Below are 13586 nucleotides of genomic sequence, written 5' to 3'. Positions count from 1 at the left end.
CCTACTCTGGTACTCGTCACGCCCGGCTCACCTCCGCGCGTTCGGCGTGCAGCCGCCGCGGGTCGGCCTCCCGCAGTGCCGCGAGCAGCACGTCCGCCCCGGAGGCGGTCAGCACGTCGACCAGCCCGTTCTCCGCCGTCAACGCCGCGGTGTCGGCAGGCGAATCGACGACGACGACGAGCACCGGATCGTTCGCCGCACGCTCGCCCACCACCGCATCACTCGTGGCGACGACATCGCCACCCTCCGGAGCCGGATCGGCGAACGATTCGTCGAGCCCCGCCAGGTCCGCCTCGAACAGGTCGAGCGAATCCGCCGGCCAATGCGCGTTGTACAGATAGCGGGGGGCGGTATCACCCGGCTCGGGTGCGATGAACCGGAACCCCCGCCGCAGCGGATACCCCGGCTCGTCCAGCACGTACGCGGGTGATCGCGTGGTGGTCTGGAAGCGCGTTGGTGTCCCCGACTCGGCGAGCAGCGCCGCCAACCGAAGTGGCAGATACATCAGCTCTTCGTGCCCGAGCACGATGGCGGCCCGGCCCGGGAATTCGGCGCCGAGCCGGGCGGAGAGCACCTCGCCCGCCTCCAGCAGCGCCGCCTCGAACGCTTCGGTGTCGGAGGCGAGGATGCCGTGCCTGCCGCCCTCCGGGACCGAAGCGGGCCAGGGCAGTTCGACCCGCTGGAACGAACCGATATGCCCGGCTGTCGGATTGAGCCGTGGTTCGGGAAGTGCGCCGACCGCTTCGACCAGCCCTTCGGGCAGCGACGCCCGGCCGGTGGCGAGGCAGACCGTGTCGATCCGGGCCCCGAGTCGCTCGGCGGCGGCGTCGAATTCGGCACGGTCGGCGCCATCGCGCAGATCGACCAGCGACGCGAGCACGTAATGGGTGCGGGGCGAGAAGGCGTGTAGCGCGCGCACCGCATCGAGCGCGGTGGCGCCGGTCGAGATCTCGTCGTCGACCAGCACCAGCGGCAGATCGTTGACGAAGACCTCCGCGGGTGCGGGTTGCAGCAGGTGCGAGGTGGCGTGCGAATGCCCTTCCTCGAATCCGGCGAGCGTCTGCGCGTGCGGCACCTCGCGCCGGGTCGAATGGAGATAGCAGCTCGCGCCGATCCGGGCCGCCACACAGTGACCCAGCCCCGTCGCGGTCTCGGCGAACCCGAGCACGACGGCTTCGCGGTCCCCGAGCACCGCGCGCACCAGATCGCCCAGGTGATCGCCCGCCCCGAGCACGACCCGCGGATCGGTGGGCAGGTGCTTGCCGAGCACGGTGGACACCAGCAGGTGCGCCCGGCGCCGATTGTTGCGGCGAACGCCCGGCTGCACCAGGGCCGTGATCGGCAATCGCGCCGAACGCAGCCGATCCGAATCACGTTCACGCACCGGATCGTGATGCAGATCGATGCCCAAATTTCTTGTCGCCCAAGGTATCTCGTTGTTACCCAGTTCGGTGCCGGTCCGGCTCATACGGTGACCAACGCCGTCAGCAGATCCACGAAGGACACTCCCTTGTTCGCCACTCCGAAGACTCGCGCGCGCAACAGGGTCTGGCGCGCCCAGCTGCGATGCGGCCGCATCTCGTTCATCTTGTTCCGGTAGCCGGAGGCCGCCACGCCCCCTGCGTCCTCCCGGAGGATGTCCAGCGCGTCCGAGTACTCCTCGTGCGTCACCACCGACAGCGCGTGCACGGCGGCCACGTGCGACGGATGGATCACCGTCTTGCCCTGAATGCCGTTGGCCCGGTCCAGCGTGATCTCCCGCAGCAAGCCGTCGAGGTCGCGGCTGACCAGGTACTGCCGGAACGGCACCGCGTCGGATTCCTCGAACGGCGCGGTCCGCAGCAGCGGCCGGAACATCCGTTCGTGGTCGGCGAAGTACTCCCACACCGGCCCGGTGATGACGAACCCCGTTCCGTCCGCACGCCCCAGGTAGTTCACGATGTCGGCGATGACATCGGCGACCACGCGCACGTCGTAGATGGTCAGGTCGCGGTCGCGCCGGATGCCGAACGTCGAGCACATGTCGGTCGCGCCGACCCGCACCGCGAGCACCCGCTCCCGGTGCGCGGCCAGCAGCGCCGCGATCTGGGTGAGCTCGTAATCGCGGGTCTCCCGATGCACCAGCCCCGGCGACTCCAGCACCGGCATCCCGTACAGCGGCCGGTCCACCCGCTGGGCCGCGATGTTCAGCGCGTTGAGGTACTTCGGTCCGGTGACGCTGTCGAACTTCGGGAACACGAAGCCGGTCAACACCTTGGCGCCCCGTCCGAGCTGCTCGATGAGCTCGGTGATCGTGTCCGCGTCGCGCACCCGCACGAACAACAGGGGGTTGGCGTCGTGGCTGTCGGCGAGCAGATCCAGCGCGGCGACGGTCTGCTGCTTGGCGTACTCCACCTCGTGATCGGCCACCGCGTCCTCGAGGTCGATCACCATCGAACACACACCGTGCCCGGCGCGCCTGCCGATGGTCAGCGCGAGGTCCGGCCTGGTCGCGGGCGCGTACAGCGTCGCGCCCAGCCCGATCGCGAGTAGCTCGCGGTCGGTGTGGTCGTCGCCGAACGGCTCGGGCTGCCGGTGGAAGAGTCGCCTCGCCTCTGGGCCGTGCAACTGCCGGAAGTGGCGCAGCGGCATTCGCTTCCGCAGGGAAACCTCCTGCTGGACGGCGATGCCTGCGGTCATCGTTGCCCCATCCTCATTCTCGTCGTGGTCCTGCTTGTTTTCTCATTCGATCCACTACCCCGGCTATGAAGTCGGTGACGGCATCCAATTCCGCCACATAGGCCCAGTAGTCGGGGTGACGCCCCGACAGTGTTTCGCTGATTCGGTCGATCCGTACTGCTTGCGCGTCGAGCACCGAACCCCATTCGGCGACCAGCCCGCGGCTCACCGCGAGCATCTGCGCGTCCCGCAGCCGGAATCGTACGGCCTTGGCGTGTTCTTGCGGGTCGGACCGGATCGCACGCAGCAAAGTGAGCCGCTTGGTGACGGCGTCGACCCGCTGCTCGGCCTCGGTGAGGAACCCGCGCGCGGAGGTGGTCAGATCAAGTGCAAACTCCGATTGTTCTCTGCCGCCGCCGCACGCGCCCTGCCCAGGGCCGCGTCCGCGGCCTCGATGGCTCGCTGGCTTTCCCGCTCATTGTTAGCCAGATCGGCCGAACTCGCAGCATTGAACTCGCGCAGCAGCGCCGAGAACGCGGGCGGAACTCCTTCCGCCCTGGTCCGGACGGCGGCAAGCCGGGTTGTCACCGAGGAGATCGCGGTGTTTGCGGCCGCGGCGCGAGATGGAGCTTGCGCCAACGCATCCGCCAACTCCTTGGTGGCCGCCTCCAGCCGATTCGCCGCCTCCCGCACCGTGCCCGCGGGCGTGGCGGAACTTGTCGCCTCCAATGTGACCAGCGCCTCATCGACCGCGGTGGCACGTTCACGCACCGAGGGATAGTTCGCGAACTCCGATTCGGCGGCCTGGGCGCGCACGCCGGCCGCGGCGCTCTTCACCTGCTGAGCCAACCGCGGCACCGCCCCGAGCACGGCGACCGCCTCCTCCAGCCGGATCTGGTCACCGCGATAGAACTCGTCGACCGCGCGCGCCGCCTCGGCCAGTTGCCGTACCACGGCGTCGACGCGCTGCTGTCCCTGCGGTATCGGCGGGCCGCCGTGCTGCGCGGTCTCCAATTCCGCGCTCAGCGTCAGGTACGCCTCCCCGGCGGCATAGCATCCGCGGCGCACCGGTTCCCAGCGCGCGCCCGACCCTCGCTGGGGGAAAACCTGATCGGCTGCGTGCACCGCCGCGTCGGACGCGCTCTGGCGCCGGTCCATGTCGAGAAACGCGGAGGCCAGCCTAGCGCGGGCGTGCTCGATCCACTCGTCGTTTCCCGACGAACGGAACCATCCGCGCCTCCGGCCAGCCACGCCCCGATGGTAGGAGATCTTCCTGTTCGGCGAGGGTTACGCCGGTTCCTACGCAAGTTCGCGGAAACCTACTACTGTCGTAAGGCGTACCCGGCGATTCGGACATGCTGGGAACCAATGACGGACTATTGAAAGGGAATCCCGCATGGGTGTCAGTTTGTCCAAGGGCGGCAATGTCTCGCTGACCAAGGCGGCGCCTAACCTCACTGCTGTTGCAGTCGGCCTCGGGTGGGATGTGCGGACCACCACCGGCACCGACTTCGACCTCGACGCCAGCGCCATCGCGACCGGCGCGGACAAGAAGGTCCTGTCCGACCAGCACTTCGTCTTCTTCAACAACCTGCGTTCCCCCGAGGGCGCGATCGAGCACGTCGGCGACAACCGGACGGGCGAAGGTGAGGGCGACGACGAGGTCATCAACGTCGACCTGACGAACACCCCGCCCACGATCGAGAGCATCTTCTTCCCGGTCTCGATCTACGACGCCGACTCCCGGTCGCAGTCCTTCGGACAGGTCCGCAACGCCTACATCCGCGTCGTGGACCGCAGCAACGGCGAGGAACTGGCCCGCTACGACCTCACCGAAGACGCCTCGACCGAGACCGCCATGGTCTTCGGCGAGCTGTACCGTAACGGTGCGGAGTGGAAGTTCCGCGCGATCGGCCAGGGCTACGCCTCCGGGCTGGCCGGCATCGCCCGTGACTACGGTGTGAACGTCTGAGGAACCTCGCTGTTCGCAGGGGGCCCGGCGACGGGCCCCCTTCGTCGTGCGACCCTGACATGCCGGCGCCCGGGGGCAGCGTTGGACAACCGGCGATCCAGCAGCCACGCTGGTAGCAAACGTCGCCGCCTCGTTTTCACTTCATGAAAGGTCCCAGCGTGGTCCTGCGCATATTCGGCATGTCCTTCCTCGTCACGGCGGTCTCCCTGGTCGTGGCGGTGTTGTACGGCGGACCGACCGCCCTCGCGCTCGTCGTCATCCTCGGCATCCTCGAGGTGTCGCTGTCGTTCGACAACGCCGTGATCAACGCCACCGTGCTCGAACGCATGAGTGCCTTCTGGCAACGGATCTTCCTCACGATCGGCGTGTTGATCGCCGTGTTCGGCATGCGGCTGGTCTTTCCGCTGGCCATCGTGTGGATCACGGCGGGCCTGAATCCCGTGGAAGCCTTCGACCTGGCCCTCAACCCGCCCCCGGACGACGCCCTCACCTTCCCGGACGGCAGCCCGAGCTACGAGAAACTGCTCACCGACGCGCACCCGCAGATCGCGGCGTTCGGCGGCATGTTCCTGGCGCTGCTGTTCCTCAACTTCATCTTCGAGGAGCGCGAAGTCACCTGGCTGTCCTGGCTGGAGCGGCCGCTGGCCAAGGCGGGCAAGTTGGACATGCTCTCGGTGGTCGTCGCGGGCGGCGGCCTGATCCTCACCGCGGAATTCCTCGCCGACGAGGCGCACCGTTCGACCGTGCTGGCGGCGGGCCTGCTCGGCATGATCACCTACATCGCGGTGGACGGTCTGGGCTCGATGTTCCACACCGAGGAGTACACCGAAGGCGGTCCCTCCAAGCTGGCCAAGGCCACCGGTAAAGCGGGCTTCTTCCTGTTCCTGTACCTCGAGGTGCTCGACGCGTCGTTCTCCTTCGACGGCGTGATCGGCGCGTTCGCCATCACCTCCGACCCGATCATCATCGCGCTCGGCCTGGGCCTGATCGGCGCCATGTTCGTCCGGTCCATCACGGTGTACCTGGTCCGCAAGGGCACCCTGTCGGAGTACGTCTACCTCGAGCACGGCGCGCACTGGGCGATCGGTGCGCTGGCGGCGATCCTGCTGATCTCGATCGGGGTGCACGTCAACGAGCTCGTCACCGGCCTCATCGGCGTCGCGTTCATCGGTGCGGCGTTCATCACCAGCATCGTCCGCAACCGTGGTGCGGAGGAAGAAGAACTGGACAGCGAACGGGAACCGACGCCGGTAGGCTGATTCCCGGCAAGCAGCCGAAAGACCCGTTGCGGCAGCGGCCCCATCCCGAGGGATGGCCGCTGCCGCTCTCGTTTCCACGGAGGGGGATCGCCATGGCGATCGGCAACAACCCCGGCGGCGCGAACCTGTCCAAGGTGACCCTGTCGAAGGCGACGCCGAGCATCAACCTGACCAAGCCGGGTGAGCAGCAGGGCACCATGCGGGTCAACCTGAACTGGTCGAGCGGATCCAAAGGGTTCTTTCGCCGCTCCAAGCCCGTCGACCTGGACCTCGGCTGTCTCTACGAACTCGCCAACGGCGCCAAAGGCGTCGTCCAGGCGATCGGCCGGAATTTCGGCGCACTGGAGGTCGAGCCGTACATCGAGCTGGACGGCGACGATCGCAGCGGTTCCGCCACGACGGGCGAGAACATGCACATCAACCTCGCCCGGCCCGAGCTGTTCCGGCGCATCCTGATCTTCGCCCTCATCTACGACGGTGTGCCCAACTGGGCGGCAGCCGACGGCGTGGTGACGCTCTACCCCACCTCGGGTCCGCAGATCGAGGTCCGCCTCGATTCACCGGTGGACGGCGCTCGCTCATGCGCGATCGCCCTGCTGCAGAACCAGGGGGCAGGCATCACCGTGCACCGGGAAGTGCATTACGTACACGGTGCCCAGCGCGAACTCGACCAGGCCTACCAATGGGGCATGCAGTGGCAGAGCGGGCGCAAATAGGTCAGCGCGCCGCGGCCACGGGCTCATCCGCCGCGACCCTGGACCGCACTGGGGTGCGTGCGGCGAACACCAGGCCGATCAAGCCGATGCCGAGCCCGGCGACCGTCAGCAGACGCAACGGCTGATCGATCAGCAGCCACGCGAGGATCGCGGTCACCGCGGGCGTCGCGAAGAACAGCTTACCCACCCTGGTCGCGTCCCACCGGCGCAGCATGGCGTTGAGCAGCAGGAACGCGGCGATGGAGTTCACCAGGACCATCCAGGTGAGCGAACCGGCGAACCGGCCCGCGTCCGACACGTGCACTTGGCCCGACAGCCAGGCCAGCGCTCCCGCGATCGGCGCGCTGACCACCACGTGCAGCGCCGTGGAAGCGCGGGGATCGACCGTGGGCGTGAACCGCTTCTGGTACACGGTGCCGATGCTCAGGCCGAGCAGCCCCACGACGCACAACAGCAACCCGAGCACGGAGAAGTGGGATTGGTCGAACACGGCCAGTGCTACGCCGATTCCGCCGATGCCGAAGCCGAACCACTGCCGCATCGTGACGGTCTCGCCGATCAGTCCGGCGCACAGCGCGATGACCACCGGATTCAAGCCCTGGACCAACGCGATCACCGCCGCCGGGACATGCTCGGCCATCGCCGTGTAGAAGGCGCCGAACTGGACCATCTGCACCGACAACCCGGCGACGAACACGTGGCGCAGCTGGTTGCCCCGCGGCCAGGTGACCCGGGTCGCGACAGCGTAGGCCGCGAGCAGCACTCCGGCGATGGCGAAGCGTGCGAACAACACCAGTAGCGGCGGCGCGGCGCCGACTCCGATCACACCGGCGACGAAGGCACTGCTCCACAGCACGACGAACAGCGGCTGCGTTGCCACCATCGCGAATCGACTCTGCACAGCGCCTCCCTGAATAACCACCTCGGGTGGTTATCACGGTGACAGTCGACAGACTAACCTGTCAAGGCGGTTAGCATGAGAGGATGTTCACCTTCGTGAGCGGCAACCTCGCTTTGGACTTCGCGGGCACTGTCAAGGCGCGCTCGACCACGTTCGATGACGTCCTCGTCGCTCCCGCCGCGCTCGCCGACTGGATCGTCGCCGCGGGCCTGCTCGACCATCCCCCGCATAGTGACGCCGGCACCCTCGCGCGGGCGGTGCGCCTCCGCGAGGCGGTCTATCGCGCAGCGCTCGCCGCCGCACAGGGGAACCCCTGCACCGACACCGACCGCCGGACCGTCAACGATTTCGCCGACGGCGCACCGCCCTCGATCAGCCTGCGCGCCGACGGCAGCGTCAGCCGCCGCGGCGACGCCGACGCGGCCTTGGCCGCCGTCGCCCGGTCCGCGATCGAGTTACTGGGCAGCACGGCACTGATCAAGGAGTGCGGCAGACCCGCGTGCACCCGGCTGTACGTGGACACCTCCCGGGGCGGCTCCCGCCGCTGGTGCGACATGACGCTGTGCGGTAACCGCGCCAAGAGCGCCGCCTTCCGGGCCCGGCACGGTGGCCCTTAGACCACCGGCACCAGATTGCGCGGGTCGGACCGCGACGCCGGGCGCGACCTCGCGCGGTAACCGCGCGGCCACGCCCACAAGAACACGAAGAACAGCACGATCAGCAGGCTCGCGCGCCCCCACACACCGAATTGGACGACGTTCTCCATCACCTCTACCGAGGTGCCCGAACCCATCGAGTAGAAGTAGCGGAAGACCCCCACCCCGATGGCCGCGTCGGCGACGAGATAGCTGCCGATCAACCACCAGGGCACCTCGAGCAGCACCAGGAACGGCACCAGCCACAAGGTGTACTGCGGCGAATGCACCTTGTGGAACAGCAGGAACCCACACAGCATCGCCCCGCTCACCCCGACCCACCCGAACACCCCGGTCCTCAGGTAACGCTTCCAGCCCAGCCACATGGCCAACGCGAACGCCGCGAGCACCAGCAGCGGCGAGGCGACCGAGACCACCTGCTGGAACGCCGCCTCGCTGTGCGCGTCCGGCCCGAACATCGGCCGCAGTCCCCAATACCAGATGGAATTCGTGGTGATATCGGCCTGACGCAATTGCTGGAAGGTGATCGACGCGCGCCAGCCCTCGTAACCCACCACCGCGAACGGCAGGTTCACCGCGACGACGGTGCCGATCGCCGCGGCCGCGGTGAGCAGAGCGCCACGGACGTCGAGCCCGCCGTCGGGCTGTTCCGGGTCGCGTTCGTCGCCTCCGGTGAGCACATACGCCAGCAGCGGCAACACGAAGATTCCCGGGTACAGCTTGAGACAGAACCCGAGGCCGAGCAGCACTGCGGCCACGATTCCCCTGGTACGCACGGAGTAGCGCGTCAGCGCCGCCATCACGTAGACGGCCGCCACCGCCGTGCAGACGACCGGCAGTTCCCAGTTGTGGAAGGCATACAGCACCAGCGGAGGTCCGGCCGCCCACAGCAGGGCGGCGCCTCCGGCCAGGCGAGCCAGCATCCACGCGGTCAGCAGCGCGAAGGGCGCCAGCAGCAGCGCGGAGTACCGCAGGAAATCGGCGTCGTTGTCCGCTCCGACCGCGCCGAGCCACATCAGCACGCCGCTGAGCACCGGGTATTCCACCGCGCCGCCGACCAGGGCGCCGTCGCCGGTGATGCCGCCACTCACATATGGGAAGACGTGCTCGTTGATGTCTCTGCCGAGCCAGAGGTACTGGATGTCCGAGTAGCAGACGTCCGAATCCTTGATGACGTCGAATGCCGTGCTGCGACCGTCTCGATCGAACGGCTCCCCCGCACACCGCGCCTTGTTCGCGTACGCCAGCGCCAGAACGAGACCACAGAGCAAGACCACCACCGCGGCCAGCGCCGCGCGGCGTCGCACACCGCCCGCGGGCAGGTCGCTGGCGGCGGGTCCGGTCGGCATGGATCCACCCTAAGCGGACCCGCTCGGCCGTGCCTCCATTCCCTCCCTACGAATGCGAACTCCAGGACCGACCTCACGCGCCCACGGGCGCCCGGCCCGGGGCGATTTCACTGCTCAGGCGCCGCTCATGTAGCCTGTTCGGGTTGCTGACGCAACGAACCCTCCTGCCACGGACCGTCCGTGGCCGTTTCCTAGTCCACAGGAGGTGATTGGTCCGTGCGTCATTACGAAGTGATGGTCATTCTCGATCCGAGCCTGGACGAGCGCACTGTTGGTCCGTCGCTGGACAACCTGCTCAGTGTCGTTCGCACCGAAGGCGGCAAGATCGACAAGGTCGACATCTGGGGCCGCCGCCGGCTCGCCTACGAGATCGCCAAGCACGCCGAGGGCATCTATGCCGTGGTCGATCTGACCGCCGAGCCCGCCACCGTGAGCGAACTCGACCGCCAGCTCGGTCTCAACGAGTCGGTGCTGCGCACCAAGGTTCTGCGCCACGACAAGTAGTCCGGCAACCCTCGTTTGCGTCGGAGCCTGTGCCTAGGCTCTAGCGCAACAGCGAGACGCGGACTGCACACCGAGCAGGAGGAACCACATGGCAGGCGACACGGTCATCACGGTCATCGGCAATCTGACGGCCGACCCGGAGCTTCGATTCACACCGGCGGGAGCGGCGGTGGCGAATTTCACCGTCGCGTCGACCCCTCGGGTGTTCGACCGTAATTCGAACGAATGGAAAGACGGCGAAGCGCTGTTCCTGCGCTGCAATATCTGGCGCGAGGCCGCCGAGAATGTCGCCGAAAGCCTGACCAGAGGTTCCCGTGTCATCGTGAGCGGACGACTCAAGCAGCGCTCCTACGAAACCCGCGAGGGTGAGAAGCGCACGGTCGTCGAGCTCGAGGTCGACGAGGTCGGTCCCTCGCTGCGCTACGCCACCGCGAAGGTCAACAAGACCAGTCGCGGCAGCGGTGGCGGCGGCTTCGGGGCCGGGTCCGGGTCCGGCAGCGGTGGCAACTACGCCTCCTCCGGTGGTAGCGGTGGGCGTTCCGGCGGTGCCGAGGACGACCCTTGGGGCAGTGCGCCCGCGGCCGGCTCCTTCGGGGGCGGCGGCCGCATGGATGACGAACCGCCGTTCTGAGAACGGCCACAACGGCCCGCTCGAATAGGGCCATCACTGATTACGGAGTACAAGACCATGCCTAAAGCGCCCGCGCGCGAAAAGGTGCTCAAGAAGAAGGCTTGCTCGTTCTGCAAGGAGAGCAAGACCGGAACTGTCACGATCGATTACAAGGACACGGCGTTGCTGCGCAAGTACGTCAGCGACCGCGGCAAGATCCGCGCCCGCCGCGTCACCGGCAACTGCGTGCAGCACCAGCGCGATGTCGCGGTTGCGGTCAAGAACTCGCGTGAGGTCGCGCTGCTGCCTTACGTGTCGACGGCTCGCTGAGAAAGGGGAGCACGCAAATGAAGTTGATTCTGACTGCTGATGTGGACAACCTCGGTGCCCCCGGCGACACCGTGGAGGTCAAGGACGGCTACGGCCGCAACTACCTGCTGCCGCGCGGCCTGGCGATCGTGGCCAGCCGTGGCGCGCAGAAGCAGGTCGAGGGCATCCGCCGGGCGCAGGAAGCCCGTAGGGTCCGTGACCTGGACCACGCCAACGAACTGAAGCAGGCCCTCGAGGGCCTGGAGTCGGTCTCGCTGGCGGTCAAGACCGCGGGCACCGGCAAGCTGTTCGGCTCGGTGACCCAGTCGGACGTCGCCGCGGCCGTCAAGGCGGCGGGTGGCCCCGTCGTCGACAAGCGCAGCATCGAGCTGCCGAAGGCGCACATCAAGACGACCGGCAAGCACGCCATCGTGGTGCACCTGCACCCGGATGTGGTGGCGAAGTTCGACCTCACGGTCACCGCCGCCTGATCCAGGCATTACGTCGAGGACCGCTCCCCTCTTTCGGACGGGAGTGGTCTTCGGCTGTGCCCTGCTACCCGGAACCGATTGATAGCCAATTGTTTGCCAAACATTAGACGGCGCTATTCGGGACAATCTGGGCCTCGCCACACTCCGCGCCGGTACTTCATTTCCCAGCCTGTGGATTACCGACCGAACCGACCGCCCGCAATGTGATTCAAGCCATAAGTGGCTCACGTGCTGTTAACCCAACACGCCCGGCTGTTCAACTTGGCCGACACGCCGGTACTTCATTAATCCACACGGGGATGAACGCGGAAGTCGCTATCTATCTGCGTATTCGAGGCTGCCCACCTGGGTTTTCCCCAAGTTGTACACAGGGGGTGCACACCGTTGGGTGAACTCTCCCCAAGTTATCCACAGCTGTGTGCACACCTCGGTTTGGTACACGCCCGCTGAGTCGCCTAGGTTCGTCGCATCGCCGTGCGCGGACCGGTCCCGACCGCGTGCACGGATGGGTGCCACGTCGGTAGCTGGAGCCCTGGTCAGCGGCTTCGGTGAACGTGTCGGTGCCCGGGAGTAGAACGAGTCAACGGGGTGAAACCCGGTCGTGGGGTAGAGAGGACGGTCGAGTCTGGTGACAACCACCGATGACCGCGGGCATACGGGATTCCCGCCCGAACCCCCCGGCGAAGACTTCGGCCGCCAGCCTCCGCACGACATGGCGGCCGAGCAGTCGGTGCTCGGCGGCATGCTGTTGAGCAAGGACGCCATCGCCGACGTCGTCGAGGTGATTCGTCCCGGCGATTTCTACCGTCCCGCCCACCAGGCTGTCTACGACACGATCCTCGATCTCTACGGGCGCGGGGAGCCCGCCGACCCGGTAACCGTCGCCGCGGGCCTGGACCGGCGTGGCGAGCTCAAGCGCATCGGCGGCGCGCCCTATCTGGTCACCCTCACACAGACTGTGCCCACCGCGGCCAACGCCAGCTACTACGCGGAAATCGTTGCGGAAAAAGCCATTCTGCGCCGCCTCGTCGAGGCAGGCACTCGCATCGTCCAGTACGGCTACGCGGGCGCCGACGGCCATGACATCGCCGAGGTGGTCGACCGCGCGCAAGCCGAGGTCTACGAAGTCACCGAACGCCGCACCAGCGAAGACTTCCTCCCCCTCGAAGAACTGCTTCAGCCCACGATGGACGAGATCGACTCCATCGCCAGCCGCGGCGGCATCTCCCTCGGCGTCCCCACCGGTTTCACCGAACTCGACGAGATCACCAACGGCCTGCACCCGGGCCAGATGATCATCGTCGCGGCCCGGCCTGGGGTTGGCAAATCGACCCTAGGAATGGATTTCATGCGTAGTTGCTCGATCAAGCATGGCTTGGCGAGTGTCATTTTCTCGTTGGAGATGAGTCGTACCGAGATCGTCATGCGGTTGTTGTCGGCGGAGGCGAAGATCAAGCTCGGGGATATGCGCTCCGGGCGGATGAGCGACGACGACTGGACCAAGCTGGCGCGGCGGATGAGTGAGATCAGCGAGGCGCCGTTGTTCGTGGACGATTCGCCGAACCTGACCATGATGGAGATCCGGGCCAAAGCGCGGCGTCTCAAGCAACGCCACGACCTCAAACTCGTTGTGGTGGACTACCTCCAGCTGATGACCTCCGGTAAGAAGGTCGAATCCCGCCAGCAGGAAGTCTCGGATTTCTCCCGCAATTTGAAGCTCCTGGCCAAGGAACTCGAAGTTCCCGTCGTCGCGATCAGCCAGCTCAACCGCGGTCCCGAACAGCGAACCGACAAGCGCCCCATGGTGTCCGATCTCCGCGAGTCCGGGAGTTTGGAACAGGATGCCGATATGGTCATCCTGTTGCATCGGCCCGATGCCTTCGAGCGCGACGACCCGCGCGGCGGTGAGGCCGACCTGATCTTGGGGAAGCACCGTAACGGCCCGACCGCGACGATCACCGTCGCACACCAGCTGCATTTGTCGCGCTTCGTGGATATGGCACGCGGCTGACGGCAGCAGCAAAGCAGCTATTGTAGGGTCCGATCCTCCTTCATATTTCCGCACAACTCATCTCAGCTGCAGGATGTACCGGTTCCGCATCAAGATGCGCGGGATTCCGGACCCTGGTTCCGGTGAGATCGAATGCGTTACCTCCATTGC

General features: G+C 66.9%; 13 protein-coding genes and 1 pseudogene. 9 read left to right on the top strand and 5 right to left on the bottom strand.

The features are described 5' to 3' along the window. Positions 1–16: 16 nt before the first annotated feature. The 3 genes and pseudogenes from GVY39_RS11555 to GVY39_RS11545 all read right to left on the bottom strand — a co-directional run bounded on the left by GVY39_RS11555 (position 17) and on the right by GVY39_RS11545 (position 3816). On the bottom strand, positions 17–1468 hold the full coding sequence (locus tag GVY39_RS11555; protein ID WP_159923404.1) for a phosphoribosyltransferase domain-containing protein: 1452 nt from the start codon (positions 1466–1468) through the stop codon (positions 17–19). Next, on the bottom strand, positions 1465–2679 hold the full coding sequence (locus GVY39_RS11550) for an HpcH/HpaI aldolase/citrate lyase family protein (RefSeq protein ID WP_159923406.1): 1215 nt from the start codon (positions 2677–2679) through the stop codon (positions 1465–1467). Before GVY39_RS11550 ends, GVY39_RS11555 begins: the two co-directional genes overlap by 4 nt. Before the next feature lie 13 nt (positions 2680–2692). Continuing rightward, positions 2693–3816 (bottom strand): annotated as a pseudogene (locus tag GVY39_RS11545) (hypothetical protein). Positions 3817–4054: 238 nt separating this feature from the next. Here GVY39_RS11545 and GVY39_RS11540 point away from each other — a divergent pair. From GVY39_RS11540 to GVY39_RS11530, 3 genes are all read left to right on the top strand, one after another. Continuing rightward, positions 4055–4630, top strand: a complete 576-nt coding sequence (locus GVY39_RS11540) for a TerD family protein (RefSeq protein WP_159923408.1) — start codon at positions 4055–4057, stop codon at positions 4628–4630. 158 nt (positions 4631–4788) lie between these two features. After that, positions 4789–5889 carry a DUF475 domain-containing protein gene (locus tag GVY39_RS11535; RefSeq protein WP_159923618.1) on the top strand — a complete coding sequence of 367 codons (1101 nt, stop codon included), beginning with the start codon at positions 4789–4791 and terminating at the stop codon, positions 5887–5889. A gap of 92 nt (positions 5890–5981) precedes the next feature. Beyond that, positions 5982–6605 (top strand): Tellurium resistance, encoded by a 624-nt coding sequence (locus tag GVY39_RS11530; protein ID WP_159923410.1) that lies wholly within the window; start codon positions 5982–5984, stop codon positions 6603–6605. 1 nt (position 6606) lies between these two features. On the opposite strand, the gene GVY39_RS11525 is transcribed toward GVY39_RS11530, so the two are convergent. Beyond that, positions 6607–7506 carry a DMT family transporter gene (locus tag GVY39_RS11525; RefSeq protein WP_236565408.1) on the bottom strand — a complete coding sequence of 300 codons (900 nt, stop codon included), beginning with the start codon at positions 7504–7506 and terminating at the stop codon, positions 6607–6609. An 83-nt stretch (positions 7507–7589) separates the two neighbouring features. Between GVY39_RS11525 and GVY39_RS11520 the strand changes: the two genes are divergently transcribed. Next, complete coding sequence (locus tag GVY39_RS11520) at positions 7590–8123, top strand: ABATE domain-containing protein (RefSeq protein ID WP_159923412.1); 534 nt, start codon at positions 7590–7592, stop codon at positions 8121–8123. Here the strand turns inward: GVY39_RS11520 and GVY39_RS11515 are convergent. Further along, positions 8120–9511 (bottom strand): glycosyltransferase 87 family protein, encoded by a 1392-nt coding sequence (locus GVY39_RS11515; protein WP_159923414.1) that lies wholly within the window; start codon positions 9509–9511, stop codon positions 8120–8122. The two genes, GVY39_RS11520 and GVY39_RS11515, sit on opposite strands and share 4 nt — an antisense overlap. 216 nt (positions 9512–9727) lie before the next feature. Between GVY39_RS11515 and rpsF the strand changes: the two genes are divergently transcribed. The 5 genes from rpsF (at position 9728) to dnaB (ending at position 13436) form a co-directional block, all read left to right on the top strand. Then, positions 9728–10015: a 30S ribosomal protein S6 gene (rpsF, locus tag GVY39_RS11510; RefSeq protein WP_039803204.1), complete on the top strand. Its 288-nt coding sequence runs from the start codon at positions 9728–9730 to the stop codon at positions 10013–10015. A gap of 88 nt (positions 10016–10103) precedes the next feature. Beyond that, positions 10104–10646, top strand: a complete 543-nt coding sequence (locus GVY39_RS11505) for a single-stranded DNA-binding protein (RefSeq protein WP_159923416.1) — start codon at positions 10104–10106, stop codon at positions 10644–10646. A gap of 57 nt (positions 10647–10703) precedes the next feature. Then, the gene (gene rpsR, locus GVY39_RS11500) at positions 10704–10955 is read left to right on the top strand and encodes a 30S ribosomal protein S18 (protein ID WP_043700357.1); all 252 of its coding nucleotides are present in this window, start codon (positions 10704–10706) and stop codon (positions 10953–10955) included. A 17-nt stretch (positions 10956–10972) separates the two neighbouring features. Next, a complete protein-coding gene (gene rplI, locus GVY39_RS11495; RefSeq protein WP_159923418.1) occupies positions 10973–11425 on the top strand; it encodes a 50S ribosomal protein L9 in 453 nt (150 codons plus the stop codon). Positions 11426–12053: 628 nt separating this feature from the next. Continuing rightward, positions 12054–13436 carry a replicative DNA helicase gene (dnaB, locus tag GVY39_RS11490; protein WP_159923420.1) on the top strand — a complete coding sequence of 461 codons (1383 nt, stop codon included), beginning with the start codon at positions 12054–12056 and terminating at the stop codon, positions 13434–13436. Positions 13437–13586: the final 150 nt, after the last annotated feature.

This window comes from Nocardia sp. CY15 (assembly GCF_009829295.1).
Taxonomy (GTDB): Bacteria; Actinomycetota; Actinomycetes; order Mycobacteriales; family Mycobacteriaceae; genus Nocardia; species Nocardia sputi.
This window is presented reverse-complemented; position numbering and strand designations above follow the sequence as displayed.

Excerpts from the sequence above, each read along its gene's own strand:
- GVY39_RS11550 (WP_159923406.1), bottom strand. The coding sequence starts at position 2,679 with ATGACCGCAGGCATCGCCGTCCAGCAGGAGGTTTCCCTGCGGAAGCGA.
- GVY39_RS11515 (WP_159923414.1), bottom strand. The coding sequence starts at position 9,511 with ATGCCGACCGGACCCGCCGCCAGCGACCTGCCCGCGGGCGGTGTGCGA.
- GVY39_RS11555 (WP_159923404.1), bottom strand. The coding sequence starts at position 1,468 with ATGAGCCGGACCGGCACCGAACTGGGTAACAACGAGATACCTTGGGCG.
- GVY39_RS11540 (WP_159923408.1), top strand. The coding sequence starts at position 4,055 with ATGGGTGTCAGTTTGTCCAAGGGCGGCAATGTCTCGCTGACCAAGGCG.
- rpsR (WP_043700357.1), top strand. The coding sequence starts at position 10,704 with ATGCCTAAAGCGCCCGCGCGCGAAAAGGTGCTCAAGAAGAAGGCTTGC.
- GVY39_RS11530 (WP_159923410.1), top strand. The coding sequence starts at position 5,982 with ATGGCGATCGGCAACAACCCCGGCGGCGCGAACCTGTCCAAGGTGACC.
- rplI (WP_159923418.1), top strand. The coding sequence starts at position 10,973 with ATGAAGTTGATTCTGACTGCTGATGTGGACAACCTCGGTGCCCCCGGC.
- GVY39_RS11520 (WP_159923412.1), top strand. The coding sequence starts at position 7,590 with ATGTTCACCTTCGTGAGCGGCAACCTCGCTTTGGACTTCGCGGGCACT.
- GVY39_RS11505 (WP_159923416.1), top strand. The coding sequence starts at position 10,104 with ATGGCAGGCGACACGGTCATCACGGTCATCGGCAATCTGACGGCCGAC.